At 41.0% G+C, this 15,582-nt stretch carries 13 protein-coding genes; 10 read left to right on the top strand and 3 right to left on the bottom strand.

What is annotated here, in order from left to right; all coding sequences use genetic code 11:
• The first annotated feature begins 92 nt into the window (after positions 1-92).
• The 9 genes from CGICJO_RS03105 (at position 93) to CGICJO_RS03065 (ending at position 12,299) form a co-directional block, all read left to right on the top strand.
• Positions 93-1,007: an aldo/keto reductase gene (locus CGICJO_RS03105; RefSeq protein WP_486499606.1), complete on the top strand. Its 915-nt coding sequence runs from the start codon at positions 93-95 to the stop codon at positions 1,005-1,007.
• 29 nt (positions 1,008-1,036) lie between these two features.
• Complete coding sequence (locus CGICJO_RS03100) at positions 1,037-1,171, top strand: hypothetical protein (protein WP_486499605.1); 135 nt, start codon at positions 1,037-1,039, stop codon at positions 1,169-1,171.
• Between the two features lie 38 nt (positions 1,172-1,209).
• Positions 1,210-1,959 (top strand): heparan-alpha-glucosaminide N-acetyltransferase, encoded by a 750-nt coding sequence (locus CGICJO_RS03095; protein ID WP_486499604.1) that lies wholly within the window; start codon positions 1,210-1,212, stop codon positions 1,957-1,959.
• Between the two features lie 232 nt (positions 1,960-2,191).
• On the top strand, positions 2,192-2,782 hold the full coding sequence (locus CGICJO_RS03090; protein WP_486499603.1) for an MATE family efflux transporter: 591 nt from the start codon (positions 2,192-2,194) through the stop codon (positions 2,780-2,782).
• The gene (locus CGICJO_RS03085) at positions 2,779-3,630 is read left to right on the top strand and encodes an alpha-N-acetylglucosaminidase N-terminal domain-containing protein (protein ID WP_486499602.1); all 852 of its coding nucleotides are present in this window, start codon (positions 2,779-2,781) and stop codon (positions 3,628-3,630) included. The genes CGICJO_RS03090 and CGICJO_RS03085 overlap by 4 nt, the downstream gene beginning before the upstream one ends.
• Positions 3,527-4,120 carry a dockerin type I domain-containing protein gene (locus tag CGICJO_RS03080; protein ID WP_486499601.1) on the top strand — a complete coding sequence of 198 codons (594 nt, stop codon included), beginning with the start codon at positions 3,527-3,529 and terminating at the stop codon, positions 4,118-4,120. Before CGICJO_RS03085 ends, CGICJO_RS03080 begins: the two co-directional genes overlap by 104 nt.
• A 453-nt stretch (positions 4,121-4,573) precedes the next feature.
• Complete coding sequence (locus tag CGICJO_RS03075) at positions 4,574-8,548, top strand: discoidin domain-containing protein (protein ID WP_486499600.1); 3,975 nt, start codon at positions 4,574-4,576, stop codon at positions 8,546-8,548.
• Positions 8,541-10,538, top strand: coding sequence for a prolyl oligopeptidase family serine peptidase (locus tag CGICJO_RS03070; protein ID WP_486499599.1), 1,998 nt, complete (start codon positions 8,541-8,543; stop codon positions 10,536-10,538). Before CGICJO_RS03075 ends, CGICJO_RS03070 begins: the two co-directional genes overlap by 8 nt.
• A 189-nt stretch (positions 10,539-10,727) precedes the next feature.
• The gene (locus CGICJO_RS03065) at positions 10,728-12,299 is read left to right on the top strand and encodes a transglutaminase domain-containing protein (protein WP_486499598.1); all 1,572 of its coding nucleotides are present in this window, start codon (positions 10,728-10,730) and stop codon (positions 12,297-12,299) included.
• Between the two features lie 288 nt (positions 12,300-12,587).
• Here the strand turns inward: CGICJO_RS03065 and CGICJO_RS03060 are convergent, their stop codons facing one another.
• The 3 genes from CGICJO_RS03060 to CGICJO_RS03050 form a co-directional block, all read right to left on the bottom strand.
• The gene (locus tag CGICJO_RS03060; protein WP_486499597.1) at positions 12,588-12,965 is read right to left on the bottom strand and encodes a LytTR family transcriptional regulator DNA-binding domain-containing protein; all 378 of its coding nucleotides are present in this window, start codon (positions 12,963-12,965) and stop codon (positions 12,588-12,590) included.
• A gap of 224 nt (positions 12,966-13,189) precedes the next feature.
• Positions 13,190-14,200 carry a GGGtGRT protein gene (locus CGICJO_RS03055; protein ID WP_486499596.1) on the bottom strand — a complete coding sequence of 337 codons (1,011 nt, stop codon included), beginning with the start codon at positions 14,198-14,200 and terminating at the stop codon, positions 13,190-13,192.
• A 21-nt stretch (positions 14,201-14,221) separates the two neighbouring features.
• Positions 14,222-14,914, bottom strand: a complete 693-nt coding sequence (locus tag CGICJO_RS03050; RefSeq protein WP_087378252.1) for an iron-sulfur cluster assembly scaffold protein — start codon at positions 14,912-14,914, stop codon at positions 14,222-14,224.
• A gap of 249 nt (positions 14,915-15,163) precedes the next feature.
• Between CGICJO_RS03050 and spoVAE the strand changes: the two genes are divergently transcribed.
• Complete coding sequence (gene spoVAE, locus CGICJO_RS03045; protein ID WP_087378250.1) at positions 15,164-15,526, top strand: stage V sporulation protein AE; 363 nt, start codon at positions 15,164-15,166, stop codon at positions 15,524-15,526.
• The last annotated feature ends 56 nt before the right edge of the window (positions 15,527-15,582 follow it).

The following is a 15,582-nucleotide window of genomic DNA, read 5'->3' as shown; positions in this document are numbered from 1 at the left end:
CATTAAGCTTTACAATCGGATTGACACTCCTGTTTCTATTGTATTTTTAAAATTGCTATGTTACAATAGTAAAAAACGAGAGGATGATTTTCTTGAAATATATTAAAATCGGCAATAATATTGAGAATGCTTCCGCTATAGCATTGGGATGCATGAGAATACATGCCCTTGATAATGCACAGGTTGAAGAACTTATTATGACCGCTCTTGACAACGGCATAAACTTTTTTGACCATGCTGATATCTACGGAAAAGGCAAGTCAGAAGAGCTTTTCGGTGAATTTATGAAAAACCACAAGGACTTGAGAGATAAAATGATAATCCAGACAAAGTGCGCTATCCGCCCCGGATATTACGATTTCTCAAAGGAACACATAATCGAGTCAGTGGAAACCAGCCTTAAAAGAATGAACCTTGATTATCTTGACGTGCTTTTGCTTCACCGTCCAGATACACTTATGGAGCCTGAAGAGGTTGGAGAAGCCTTTGAAGAGCTTTACAAAAGCGGAAAGGTTAAAAATTTCGGCGTAAGCAACCACAACATGATGCAGGTTGAACTGCTGAAAACCGGCGTAAATGTTCCACTTGTTATAAACCAGCTTCAGCTCAGCATTGTAAACGCCGGAATGATTACCTCCGGAATCAATGTAAATATGGAGAACAAGGAGTCCGTTATGCACGACGGATTTTTGCTGGAGTACAGCAGACTTAAAAATATGACAATTCAGGCATGGTCACCTTTCAGATACGGAAAAGCCGGAGTTTTCCTTGATAACCCGGATTATCCTGAGCTTAACGCAGAGATTGACCGCCTTGCAGAGAAATACGGCGTAAAAAATACAGCTATAGCCGCCGCATGGATACTCCGTCATCCGGCAAAAATTCAGGTTATAGCCGGAACAACAAACAAAGAAAGACTTTCCGACATCTGCAAAGCCGCCGATGTTGACCTTACCAGACAGGAATGGTACAGCATTTACAGAAGCGCCGGCCATCATCTGCCATGATAAAATGATTTTGCGAAAGGAGCGGTAAAATGAAAAAGAAAGACGAAAATAAAAAACGAACCAAAAAGGATTATATAAAATACATAGGAACAGCGGTTATTTTTATCCTGACATTTTATCTGCTCTTTTCCTATAAGGGTGTGAATCTTTTTATCTGGTCGTGATACCATTCTGTCAAAGAAAATAATGGGAGAGATTGGATTTGGAAAATGGGAAAAAGAGAATAAATCTGATTGACGCCATACGAGGGCTGGCGGTTGTGGATATGGTGCTTTTTCATTTTGTGTATGATATCTTCGTCATATTTTTAGAACAGCCCCGCTGGCCCTATACCTTTCCTGTGCCCTTATGGCAGAGGACTATATGTATAACCTTTATTTTTATTTCGGGATTTTCCTTTTGCCTGGCTAAAAGTCATATGAAACAGGCGGTAAAGCTTATAGGAACGGGAGTGCTGATTACACTTTTCACCTATTTTTTTATGCCCTCTCTGGTGATTTATTACGGAATAATTTTCTTTTTGGGAGTGGCGGCGCTGATAACCGCAGGACTTCATAAAATATTAAAGGGCAGATTTGCGGTTTGGGGACTGCTGATTTCTCTTGTTTTGTTTGTGGTGTTTTACAGCGTGTCATCGGGAACTTTAAACCTGTTTTTCACCCAATTTCAGCTTCCGGAAAGTCTGTACAGCACAAGCTGGCTGGTGTTTCTGGGATTTCCCAACGAGGGTTTTTATTCCTCGGATTATTTCGGGGTCTTGCCGTGGATATTTATGTATTTTGTAGGGTACTTTGCCTATAATATTTTGAAAGACAAAATAAGCAAAATAAGCATTTTTTATCTCAGAATACCTTTTTTGGAATTTTGCGGAAGACACAGCTATATTATTTACCTTGTCCATCAACCAACATGCTTTATTGTAGCAGGATTGGCTATGGGTAAATTATTTTAAGATTTTTGTCTGTGATTTCCTAAAAATATTCTTTTAAATGATAAATTAAATCAATTTTTGTATAAAAACATCAAATCCGGCTTGAATTTGATGTTTTTTCTTTTTTTTGTCATTTACAAAAAATATTTGCTGTTGTATAATCTCACAAAAACAAAGAACACAATAATTTTTATATATAATGTCTTTAAAACTTAAATTTTAACGCAATATTTATGTTAAATAGGTCGTAACAATGGACAGAGCAAAAAAATCCCCGATAGACATGACAACTGGAAATCCGGTTAAGAAAATACTTTTATTTATGGTTCCTCTTCTTGTGGGAAGTCTTTTCCGGCAGCTTTACAGCATGGTGGATATGATGATTGTGGGAAATACCTTGGGTTCCGACGCATTCGGAGCGGTGGGACTTACCGTGCCGGTAATGTATCTTGTTATAGGAATGGCGCAGGGATTTACCACGGGATTTTCGGTGATAACCGCCCAGTATGTGGGAGGCGGTAAAAAGGAATATCTCAAAAAATCAATAGCGGTTTCCATACTCCTTACGGCGGTTTTGTCCCTGTTATTTACGGTGATAAGTACGGTTTTTACCGAGCCTGTTTTAAGACTTATGAATACGCCTGACACAATGATGAAAGACGCATTTAATTATCTTTTTGCGATTTATCTGGGAATTGGCACGACGTTTTTCTTTAACTGCTTTTCTTCCCTGCTGAGAGCTTTCGGCGACAGCAGAACTCCTTTGTATTTTTTGGTGGTTTACTGTTTAATAAATATTATTTTGGATTATGTGCTGATGAGCTGGTACAGGGTTCAGCCTTGAGAATACATGTTGACGGCGGAAATCTTTCATGGGGCAAATATGTAATCGGCGAAATCGAAGTTGGTTACGAGTTTATGGACGTTGACCCGGACTCAGTTACAATCACCCTTAATGCGGAGGATATCACCATTGAAGAGGGCGAGAACTTCCAGCTTGAGGCAACAATTCTTCCGGTTTATGTTACAAACAAAAATGTTGTTTGGGTATCAGACAACGAGAATATCACAGTTGACAAGACAGGACTTGTACAAGCCGGATACCTTGCAGACGGCAAGACACAGACAGGCACAATAACAGCCACCACAGAATTCGGACAGAAAACAGCGGTGTGCAACGTGACTGTAAATCCTAAGGTTGTTGAAGAAGAGGACAAGGAAGAGGTTAACAGAAGAATTGAAATCCTTGAAAAGCTGTACACAGCCGCAAATCCTGAGGACTATTCCCAGGGAACTATAGACGAGGCAAAGGCTATTACAGAAAAAGCAAAAGAGGATATTGCAAAAGCAGATACACTTGGCGAAATTTCAGCGATAAATGAAAGCATGAAATCTGCACAGAAAAATTTTGAAAATGCAGATATAACAGCTTTAAGAACAGTAAAAGAGCTTATCGACAGAATTACAGGAGAAAATTCCTCCGAAAACTTCATCCTTGAGATGATACCTGCCGACCCTGAAACAGGAATGGATGTATATGAGGTTGACTGGAACGCAGAAGAAAATAAACCTGTTTTGAGAGGCAACAATGCAGTTGCAATGGCTACAGCCTATAACTACTATCTCAAATATTTTGCATATCTCGATTTCCCATACACCTTACCCAACAGAGCCTGTAGGAAATTCCGTTGAGGTAAGCCACGAACTTATTATTAAGTATGCCGACATATTCAAAGAGGTTTATGACTATGACGTTGACCCGTCATTGCTTGACAAAGAGATTGATAAGTCTGAGCTTTCCGCAAGATACGAAGAGCTTAAGGACACAGAGAATGTTTACAGTGTAAATTCCTACAAAGCATTTGTTGCTGCACTGGACAATGCAAAGAGTGTAATAGATAATACAGAGGCAACACAGGATGATGTAAACAACGCTTTGACACAGCTTAACTCCGCTTTTGAAAATCTTACCTACATCAAGGGCGATGTAACCCACGACGGAAAGCTTATAATCACAGATGCTACACTTGTTCAGATTTATCTGAAAGGTAACGGCGAAAACTTTGACACCGAAACCGCCGATGCAGACGGAAACGGAGAAATCAATGTTGAAGACGTTTCACTTATTCAAAAGGCTATTGTTGACCTTTGTCATGTAGATGACGACGGAAACATAATATAAATATGCCAAAAGTTTTTTAGTTTCATTTTCTTATAATCCTTTTCTATCAAAAGTGCGGATTTCTCTCCGCACTTTTGTTTTTTAGGAAAAATGATTTAACCTTAAAATCACTTTATTAGAATTGTTGTAAAAACCATTGATAATATGGCTGAATTTGACAGATGATTTCGGGTGGTATTATGTTATAAAGATATATTTTTTTAAAAATGTTTATTGAAATTATATTATTTTATGATATAATATGAACATAATCGGATGATTGATAAAAAATTCCTTCATTGAAACAGATTGTTTTTAAAAATAAATTATCACAAAATTGCTATAAAGTCATGGTTTTGAAAAATAATCCATGGACTTAACGCTATAAATTTAAAATTACGGAGGTGATAGTTTAATCAAAGAAGAAGGACTAAATCTTATAAGCTTTTAAACAAAAACAGGAGGTAAAGAAAAATGAAAGCTAAAAGGTTTTTATCCGCAGTACTTAGTTTGCTGATGGTGGCATCAATGTTTGCCGTTTCCTTTACAGCCGCATCTGCAGAGGAAAGCGCAAACCTTGCACTGAACAAAACCGCCACAGCCTCTTCATCCTATCCGGGAAAGGAATGGACTCCGGACAAGGCAGTTGACGGAATTATCGACAACACAAGCACAAAAAATTCAAGATGGTCATCAAAACGTGCCACAGACGGAACAGCCGCAGACGAGGGCACAAAGGAACAGTGGCTTATGGTTGACTTGGGCGCAGAATATACAGTTGCTCAGGTCAATGTGTTCTGGGAGGCGGCTTCTGCCACAGGTTACACAATTCAGGGTTCATTGGACGGCGCAGAGTTTTTCGACATTGAAACAGGAAGCGCCGACGCAGAGGGTATGAAAAAACACAGCTCTTTTGAACCGGTTACAGCTAAATATATCAGAGTGCTTTGCCAGGAGCCTAAAACCGCAAGGTACGGATATTCAATTTACGAGCTTGAAGTTTACAGCGAAAAACAGCTTGAATCCACAGACGATATTATCGCTTTGGTGGAGAACACCGCTCCTACTCTCAGCGAGGATGGAACTCACGTTGTTCTTCCTGAAATTCCAAATTCCGACAGATATTCAATCGAGATTTTCGGAACAGATAATCAGCAGGTTGTAAAGACAGACGGAACTGTTATAAAGCCTCTTGTTGATATGGAAGTAAGATTTACATATAAAATTACAGATAAAACCGATGACAGCGTTTACTCTGTATCTTCCGTTGACACACCGGTGCTGGTTGTTCCCGGAGAGTACACACAGGAGGAAACCGACAACCAAAAGCCAAATGTAGTGCCGGGTCTTAGAGAGTGGAAAGGACATGAAGGCAGCTATCAGCTTACAGAAAACTCAAGAATAGTTTACGCATCAGAGGCGGAAGCCGCAGCCGCAGAGATGATAAAGTCATATTTCAGAGATATGCTTGAAATGGAAATCCCATGTGTAATGGGCGAGCCTGCTGCCGGCGATGTTTATGTTAAGACAAATTACGACACTGACTATGTGGGCGAAGAGGGATACATTCTCACAATTGACGATTATGCTGCCATTGAAGCTCCCACCTACACCGGACTTATTTACGGCGGCGCATCAATAACACAAATTCTCTATCAGGACGAGGAACTGAAAGCTCCTAAGGGTATTGCAAGGGACTATCCTCAGTACGAGGTTCGTGCCGGAATGATAGACGTGGGCAGAATGTACATTCCTTTGGAATACCTTGAGGAAATGACAATCTATATGTCATGGTACAAGCTCAACGAGGTTCATGTTCATATCAACGACTACTGGGGTCAGTCCGGCTACAGCGCATTCAGACTTGAAAGCGAGGTTTATCCTGAGATAGTTGCCGAGGACGGTTACTACACAAAGGACGAGTACAGACAGTATCAGAAGGATATGAAGTCTTACAGTATCGATGTAATAACTGAAATCGACACACCTTATCATGCAGAGTGCTTTAGAGATGTTCCGGGTGTTGTTATGCTTGGCGCAGGTCAGCTTGATATAACCACAGAGGAAAATTTCAACGCCAACAGAGAGATTATTGAAAACCTTATCGACGAGTATCTTGACGGAGAAGACCCTGTTATCCAGAGTGATAAATTTCACATGGGTACAGACGAGTACGACAAGAGATACAGCGAGCAGATGAGAGCCTGGACAGACCACTTTATAAAGTATATAAATGCAAAGGGTTACAACACAAGACTTTGGGCTTCATTGGGTAAAAACGGATTTAACGGAACAACTCCTGTTACCAACGAGGCAACAGTAAACCTCTGGGCTCCTTACTGGGCAGACGTTCACGAAACCTATGACGCAGGCTATGACGTTATCAACACATACGGCGGATGGCTCTACATTGTTCCTGCCGCCAATGCTGGATATCCTGACAGATTTAATATGCCTCGCCTTTACAATGAATTTGAGGTCAACAACTTCAAGTCCGGAAGAAATCCATCCGGCGAAGCTATAATGCCTGTTGCTCATCCTCAGACAAAGGGCGCAGAATTCTGTATCTGGAACGACATGACATCCTTTAGAACAGGCTTCTCAATGTTTGATATTTACGACAGAATGAAAGACGCTGTTTCACTTGTTTCCGAGAAAACATGGTTCGGCGAGGACGAAGAGGGTCAGACCTACGAGCAGTTCCGTGAGAGAATCGACGCTGTACAGAACAAAGCTCCAAACACAAACCCGGGAAGATTTGTAGAGTCCGAAACAGATGTTATAGCCGACTACAGCTTCAACAACGGTTCAGCCACTTTGACAGACAAGAGCGGCAACAGTTATGACGGAGAAATTATCAACGGAACAGTTGAAAATCAGGAAATCAAATTCGACGGAACAGGATATATCTCACTGCCATTTGACAGCGTTGGTTATCCTTACACAGTTATGATGGACGTTAACTTTGATGAGATAAACGATCAGATGACTCTGTTCAGCGGCAAGGACGGAAAATTCTTCCTTACCCTTGACGGCAAGGTTGGCTACAGCCGTGAGGCATACAGCTATACATTCGATTATACACTTGAGCCAAACAAGGATTACAATATAGCCCTTGTCTGCGACAATAAAAACCTTACACTTTATGTAAACGGCGGCAAGGTTGGAAGCGGAAAGCTTACAAATGAAACAATCGCCGGAAAAGCTCAGCAGAGCTCAACCTTTGTTCTCCCTACGGAAAAAATTATGGAGAATGTAAAGGGAACAGTTTCCAGCCTTAAAATCTACAACAGAACCTTAAGCGACCAGGAAATTAACGACGCAGTACCGTTTAAGGGACGTGAAAACATAGCTTTGGGCAAAGACGTAACGGCTTCCTCTTTGGAGGTTTCCGACGGAAGATTTACAGCGGATATGGCTGTTGACGGAATTGTAAGCAAGGATTCCAGAGTTTCTTTCGGAAAGGCACAGGACGAGCAGTGGCTCTTGGTTGACTTGGGTGACCTTTACACAATAGAGGACGTTGTTATAAACTTCGAGTCAACTGTCGGAAAATACGAGGTTCAGATTTCCGCCGACGGCGAAAGCTACACAACAGTTTACACAAAGAACGAAGATACAGTAAACGTAGCAACACCTGCAATAGACGAAATCCACTTTGAGCCTCAGGAAGCCAGATATGTGAAGTATGTTCAGAAAGAAAGATGGAAGCATCCTTCCAACGGTCAGTGGTACAGCGGAAGTATTTACGAGTTTGAGGTTTACAAGTCAATGAGCGATGAGCTTCTTGACTATATCGACGAGATAAACCAGACTCTCGGTCAGTACGAGCCGGGCATGGGCGACGGTCAGATCAATTCCGATTACTATGAGTCATTCCAGAAGCTTATAGAGGACACAACAGAGCTTGCAAATTCCGGAAATCTCACTAGCGACACAACGGAAGAAGCTTTGACCGCCCTTTACAGAAAGTTCCTTGAGCTGGAAAACAATATAATTTCAGTTGACAGAACCAAGCTTTCCGCAAAGATTGAAGAGGTAAAGGATATTGACCTTACAGTTTATACTGCAAATTCCGCAAAGGCTACAAAGGATGCTTTGGATGAAGCAACAGCTTTGAACATTTCCGAGCATCCCACACAGGCAGAAATCGACGGCGCACTTGCAAAGCTCAATGAAGCCTTTGCTTCCCTAAAATATAACAAGGGCGACGTAAACCACGACGGAAAGCTCACAATCAGCGACGCTACAATGATTCAGATTTACATTATAAAAGGTATAGATGAAATTGACATTGACACAGCCGACGTTGACAACAGCGGAAAAGTGGACATCGACGACGCAACAAGCGTACAGAAAGTTGTAGTTGGAATTTACGAACTTGACGGCGACGGAAACCACGTAGCCGCTGCTATATTAAAGCGAGGAGGTTTAAACAGTTATGAATAAATCTGTAAGTATACCAAAAAGAAAAATAACGGCATTATTTATGTCGATTTGTATTGCTTTAACATGTTTTGCATCTTTTAAGGCTTCGGCGGTAACTCCTCAGATTTTTCCTGACCAGTTTGGTATAGACTTAAACGAACTCATTGACAACGGAACATTGCAGTATATGAGCTACAGCGATGAAACCACCGGTATAAATATGAATTACTGGATTCATGCTCCGGAAGATTACATGGAAAAATCATATCCAATGCTTGTTTATTTCCACGGCCACGGAGGCGGCGGAACTAAAATGGGAAACATTGAAAATAACACCGGAATTATATATCAGCTTTTAACAGAATATAATCTTGAAAATAATCCATGTATAATCGTTGCGCCACAGACTCCTCAGGCAGGCGGAGTAGGCGATGAAAGCAAGTGGGTAAATCTTGGAGATTCCTGGTATCACGATTACAGAGATATGGATACAAACCCGAGAACAAAAAATTTGACCACCGCTTACAATATTATAGAGTATGTAGAGGACAATTATAATGTTGACTCCGACAGACTTTATGTTACAGGCCTTTCTATGGGCGGAATGGCAACATGGGATTTGGGCACAAGAAACCCTGATAAATTTGCAGCCATTGTCCCTGTATGCGGTGTAGGCGATTACAAAAAAGCGGCGATTTTAAGCGATATGCCTATAAGAACCTTCCACGGAACCTTGGACGATATTGTTCCCGTAAACGCCACAAGAAGCATGTACAATTCTTTGGCAGAGTACGGAAATATCACCTATACAGAATATCCCGATGAATTGCATGAAAGCTGGAACGTGGCTTACGGAAAGGATAATGTTCAGGATTTAATAGACTGGATGTTTAATCAAAGCAAAAACGGAACTCTTGACGGAAAAACCGATACCGCCCCTCTTGAACAGATAATATCATCGGCAGAGGGCTTAAAGGAAGATGACTACACAGCCGAAACCTGGGAAAAGATAACAGCTTTGAAAAACGAAGCTGAAAACACCATAAACAGCGGCAGTCTTACAGACGAATTAAATTCCTATTACTGCAAAAATCTTACAGATCTCATGAAGCAGGAAAAAGTAAATGTCGCTTTGTCTGCACAGGTTACAGCCAACAAATACCCCACTTTTAATACCTCATTAAAGGGACTTAATGATGGAATTATAGTTGACAACGTAAATAACTTTACAACCTTTGCGGCTAACGACTTGGCGGAAATCACTTTCAGCTGGGATACTCCTCAGACTGTTTCAGCTATAGATTTTCATATATTCATGGGAACCGTATACGGCCCGAGAAAGTACGAGCTTAGATATAAAACCTTTGACAGCCGGGAGTATATATCCTTGGGCGAAAGAACAATGAACTGGAAAGGCTCCGCAAATTATGAGTTTGAAAATGACCTTTGGGTTTTGGATAATAAGCCGGAAAACGTTTCCGATATTCAGGTGGTTATTAAAGAAGGAGCAGGCAGCGACATCTATTACACAATTCAGGAAATAAAGATATTGGGCGAAGGCGAAACAGCCTATCCGGAAGTTACATCCTATGAGGAAATGGCGGAAATCAAGGCGAAAAGCGTTAAGGAAGCTGTTGAAATGCTTCCAAAGTACACAACAGTTTATCTCTCCAATTCAGATAAGGTCACATCACTTATTGATTGGAATACCGATGAGCTGGAGGATAATTTCACAGGAGAGATTGTTCTCAAGGGAGTTTTTGATTTGCCAAACGGATACGAAAACAGTAATGGCGTACAGCCGGAAATAAAAATAACTGTTAAACCGGATATCGTTATGGGAGATGTCAACGGAGATAATCAGATAAATATTGAAGATGTTACAATCCTTATGAAATACATAGTACGTGCTGAGGGAATTGATATAAATGAAGCTTCAGCGGATATGAATAATGACGGAATAATAAACATCCTCGATGCAACAGAGATACAGATATTATTGGCAAAATAAAATATACAGCTACCACATAAATATTTAAACAAAAGGCGCAGGCATTTTTGTCTGTGTCTTTTGTTTTATATAGTGCTTTTTTGATAAAAATTCCGTCTTTAATTTTACCTATTGCATATTGAATTAAGGAAAGATATTTTGATATAATTGAATTACAGGAAAATGTATTTTTTAGAAAGGACGATTATAATGAAAAAGACTATTTCTTTGGTTTTGGCTGTGCTCATGCTGGCTTCTGCTTTTTTTGCTTTGCCTGCTGTTTCGGCGGAGATGAAAAATCCCAACGTTAAAGGAAGCAATCAGGAGCTTTTGGACATGCTCAACAATCTTGAACCTCAGCAGTTTGTAAGCGATTATGAAAAGCTTGGAATGACAAAGGAGCAGTTTGCAGAGATTGAAGCGGAAACCCTGAAAACTATTGAGAGCAGCGGAGCTTTTACAGACTACGACAAGCTTAAAGCTATTTGCCATTGGGTATGCGACAATATCAAGTATGATTACGACCTGGTAAGCGGTTCTCAGGACGCTTACAACGTATTCTCAAAAAGACTTGGAATTTGTCAGGGATATTCCAACGTGACAAAAGCCATGTGCGCTGCGGTGGGAATTCCCTGCGTAATGGTAAACGGCGATTCCTCTGCCGGCGGTCATGCATGGAGTATGGCTTATGCCGACAACAGATGGATATTTATTGATAACACATGGGCAATGGATTGGTTTGATAAAGATGTTGAAAAGTTCTCCAACGACCACAGACCATATTACTGCGACGATATTAAGGTTCAGGAGGGCGACTTTATCTTTACATATTTTAACGGCGTTGCCCCATGCAAGTATGTAGGCCAGAGCGGAGACTGGGTTATCCCTTCAAGCGCTGTAAATATGCCTGTTACCGGAGTTTCCTTCTACCTGTTCGACGCCTATTCAACAGTTGAAACACTGTATATTCCTGAAACAGTGAAAAATCTTGAAACCACAGGTCTTAACTACTGCTCAAAGCTTAAAAAGATTGAGGTTGCAGAAAACAATACATCTTTTGCATCTGTAGACGGCGTTCTTTTTGACAAGTCTGTTTCCAATCTTTTGATATATCCAACAGGAAAAGAGGAAACAAGCTTTGCAATTCCTAATACAATTAAGCAGCTGGGAGAAAGCGTGTTTGAAAGAAATACAAATCTCACAGATGTGCTTATTCCTGCTTCTGTAACATCTATAGGCAAAGCACCTTTTAATGATAATTCAAAAATTACAATTTACGCTGACGAGGGAACATACGGTTATGAGTTTGCAAAGCAAAACGGAATTGCCTGCAAGCCCACATCTGAATTTGAAGGCGGAGAAACACAGGAGCCTGTGAATAAAGATCAGCTTACCGCTCTTGTTGATGAAATGAATCAGGTTAAGAATGTTTACACAGTAAATTCCTACCGTGAATTTGCCGCAGCTCTGGGAAATGCCGCAGACGTTTTAAAGGATGACAAAGCAGACCAGAAAACAGTGGATGAGGCTTTTGCGGCTTTGGAGTCAGCCTATGAAAACCTTAAATACAATATGGGAGATATTGACCACAGCGGAGCAATTTCTATAGATGACGTAACCGCTATACAGCAGCATGTTTCCGGTCAGAATATTGAAAATTTTGACAGCCTTTTAGCTGATGTAGACGGAAGCAGCGAGATAACAATAACAGACGCAACTATTTGCCAGATGGTTGTTGCAAATATGATGTCTGTTGATGAGGACGGAAATATAACATTATAATTGAATTATAAATAAGCTGGGAAATATTGTTTTTAAAAAGATTTCAAGTACTTTTTTCAAAACAATCACACAAAGCTGTTTGCTCTGTGTTATAATAACAACTGTAAGAAGGATGAGCCGCAAGCATCCTGATTACATGTTCTACCCCTCCTCATTGTAGATAATGCAATCTACTTTGTACCCCTCATTTTTGTAACAAGGTAAGACCGCCATGCGAAAGCGTGGCGGTCTTACTGTGTTTTTAGGATAAATTTTTTATAAAAAGTCTTAGTCGTTTTAAGTTTAAAACTATGATATTTTATTTTCCAAATACACCTGTTTAAGCAGTACATATTGAAGATAGGATTTTTTAACCTTACTCCCTCCCCTTTTTCTTATCTGAACCCTTTCCCCGTTGTCCATAAGAAAGTCGTCCCCGTGGATTTTTGAAACTCTGTCCATGTTCACCACACAGCCCTTGTAGCAGCCTATAAAACGCAGGTCACAAAGACTTTCACAAAACTTTTCAAAGGTTATGTAGGTTTTAAAAACCCCTGCGTCCGTGTGTATGTAAACGGCATTTTTAAAGGTTTCGGCGTAAAGAATTGTGCTTAGATAAACACGCAGAGGACACCGCTGGTGCATAATGGAGATGTAAGGTGCGTTATTTTCCTCAATAGATTTCATTTTTAATCACCTTTTTGTAATGTTATAAGGGAGATAATACCATAATCTATTTAAAAAAATTAAAAGAACCTGTCGCTGTTTCAATATTTAAAAATAGTGCAGTTAATGAGCGGTTTGGAGGACGGAATTAAAAAATAAAAAATCAGGCACACTATAGAGGAAAAGTCCAAAATAATGTGCCTGAATGTTTAATTAAATTGAAAAGCTAAAAACGAATTTTTGGCTTATTTATTAAGTCCCTCGTAAACAGCAACTGCGCATGCAACTGTTGCGCCAACCATTGGGTTGTTGCCCATACCGATAAGACCCATCATCTCAACGTGAGCAGGAACAGAAGAAGAACCTGCAAACTGAGCGTCACCGTGCATACGGCCCATAGAGTCTGTAAGACCATAGGAAGCAGGACCTGCGCCCATGTTATCCGGGTGGAGTGTACGTCCTGTGCCGCCGCCGCTGGCAACTGAGAAGTATGCTTTACCGTTTTCGATAGCCCACTTCTTGTATGTGCCTGCAACAAGGTGCTGGAATCTTGTTGGGTTAGTTGAGTTACCTGTGATGGAAACGCCAACGTTCTCGTGCTGCATGATAGCAACGCCTTCACGAACGTCGTCTGCGCCGTAGCAGCGAACAGCAGCTCTTTCACCGTTGGAGAAAGCTGTCTCGCTTACGATTTTGAGTTCGCTGGTGAAGTAGTCAAATTCTGTCTTTACATATGTAAAGCCGTTAATTCTGGCGATGATGTAAGCGGCATCCTTACCAAGACCGTTAAGAATAACTCTGAGAGGTTCTTTTCTTGCCTTGTTAGCATTTCTTGCGATACCGATAGCACCCTCAGCAGCTGCGAAGCTCTCGTGACCTGCGAGGAATGCGAAGCACTTTGTCTCATCTTTGAGGAGCATTGCGCCCAAGTTACCGTGGCCAAGACCAACAGCTCTCTGCTCTGCAACAGAACCAGGGATACAGAAAGCCTCAAGACCGATACCGATAGCCTCAGCAGCCTCAGCAGCAGTCTTAACACCCTTCTTGATTGCAACAGCGCAGCCAAGTGTGTAAGCCCAGGATGCGTTTTCAAATGCGATAGGCTGAACGCCCTTTACGATTGTGTCTGGATCAAAGCCGCAGTTCAAGCAAAGCTCTCTTGCCTCTTCAAGACTTGCAATACCATATTCGGCAAGGCACTTCTCAATTTTAGGCATTCTTCTTTCCTTACTTTCAAAAGTAACATTGTTAGCCATAATTAAGTCCTCCCTTACCAATTATTCTTCACGTGGGTCGATGTATTTAGCCGCACCGTCGAAGCGACCATACTGACCGATATTCTTTTCATATGCTTCTTTTGGATCTACACCGTGACGGATATCCTCCATCATCTTGCCGAGCTTAACGAACTGATAACCGATAACCTCGTTGTTCTCGTCGAGAGCTGTCTTAAGAACATAGCCCTCAGCCATTTCCATGTAACGAACGCCTTTTTCCTTAGTGCTGAACATGGTACCAACCTGTGAACGAAGTCCCTTACCCAAGTCCTCAAGGCCTGCGCCGATAGGAAGTCCGCCCTCGGAGAAAGCTGTCTGGCTTCTGCCGTATGCGAGCTGCTCGAAGATGTTCTTCATAGCAGTGTTGATAGCGTCGCAAACGAGGTCTGTGTTAAGGCACTCGAGCAATGTCTTGCCAGGGAGAATTTCAGCAGCCATAGCTGCGGAGTGTGTCATACCTGAGCAACCGAGTGTTTCAACAAGAGCTTCCTCAACAATACCGTCTTTTACGTTAAGGGTAAGCTTACATGCGCCCTGCTGAGGTGCGCACCAGCCCACACCGTGAGAAAGACCGGAGATATCTTTGATTTCATAGGACTTAACCCATTTGCCCTCTTCAGGAATTGGGGCGGGACCATGATGAGGTCCTTTTGTTACAGTACACATTTTTTCCACTTCATGGGAATAATTCATAGGTACTACTCCTTTCAATTTAATTGTTTGAGCTGAAATTACCCACTCATACAATCTAATTATAAAGCTTTTTTTCCTTTTTATCAATAGTTTTTTAATGTATTTTTACAAAATATCACTTTTATAAATGCCATTTTTGAATATGATGTCTTTATTTTCCAAAACGATGATTATTTTAGTAAATATCACCGGATATTTGACCGTTTTATGCAAAACATAGTAAAGACATAATCAAGGAAAGGTGATTTCATGAATATACTTAATCTTTTAAACGCCTTTTGGGTTGGCGGTCTTATCTGTGTTGTGGGTCAGATTTTGATAGATAAAACAAATCTCACCCCAGCCCGCATACTGGTGGGATTTTTGATAGCCGGAATGATTCTGTCCGCCGTGGGCATTTACCCTTACATTGTGGACTTTGCAGGGGCGGGAGCCACCGTTCCACTTTCGGGCTTTGGAAATGTAATAGCCCAAGGGGTAAAAAAAGCCGTGGAGGAACAGGGATTTTTCGGGATTTTCACAGGAGCCTTGACCGCAGGTTCAGCGGGAATTACCGCCGCAGTTTTCTTTTCTCTTTTGGCGTCAATATTTTTCCGTTCCCGTCCCAAATAAATTTTTTTAAATAAAAACTTGACAAAATAAAAATTCTGAGTATAATCGTGTGTGTA

It is taken from the genome of Candidatus Limousia pullorum (genome assembly GCF_057405065.1).
Note: the sequence above shows the minus strand (reverse complement) of the source record. Positions and strands in the feature narration are given on the sequence as shown.

What these genes read in the sequence shown, in the direction of transcription:
- CGICJO_RS03100 (WP_486499605.1), top strand. Translation starts at nt 1,037, where the DNA reads ATGAAAAAGAAAGACGAAAATAAAAAACGAACCAAAAAGGATTATATA.
- CGICJO_RS03090 (WP_486499603.1), top strand. Translation starts at nt 2,192, where the DNA reads ATGGACAGAGCAAAAAAATCCCCGATAGACATGACAACTGGAAATCCG.
- CGICJO_RS03080 (WP_486499601.1), top strand. Translation starts at nt 3,527, where the DNA reads ATGCAGTTGCAATGGCTACAGCCTATAACTACTATCTCAAATATTTTG.
- CGICJO_RS03075 (WP_486499600.1), top strand. Translation starts at nt 4,574, where the DNA reads ATGAAAGCTAAAAGGTTTTTATCCGCAGTACTTAGTTTGCTGATGGTG.
- CGICJO_RS03070 (WP_486499599.1), top strand. Translation starts at nt 8,541, where the DNA reads ATGAATAAATCTGTAAGTATACCAAAAAGAAAAATAACGGCATTATTT.
- CGICJO_RS03065 (WP_486499598.1), top strand. Translation starts at nt 10,728, where the DNA reads ATGAAAAAGACTATTTCTTTGGTTTTGGCTGTGCTCATGCTGGCTTCT.
- CGICJO_RS03060 (WP_486499597.1), bottom strand. Translation starts at nt 12,965, where the DNA reads ATGAAATCTATTGAGGAAAATAACGCACCTTACATCTCCATTATGCAC.
- CGICJO_RS03055 (WP_486499596.1), bottom strand. Translation starts at nt 14,200, where the DNA reads ATGGCTAACAATGTTACTTTTGAAAGTAAGGAAAGAAGAATGCCTAAA.
- CGICJO_RS03050 (WP_087378252.1), bottom strand. Translation starts at nt 14,914, where the DNA reads ATGAATTATTCCCATGAAGTGGAAAAAATGTGTACTGTAACAAAAGGA.
- spoVAE (WP_087378250.1), top strand. Translation starts at nt 15,164, where the DNA reads ATGAATATACTTAATCTTTTAAACGCCTTTTGGGTTGGCGGTCTTATC.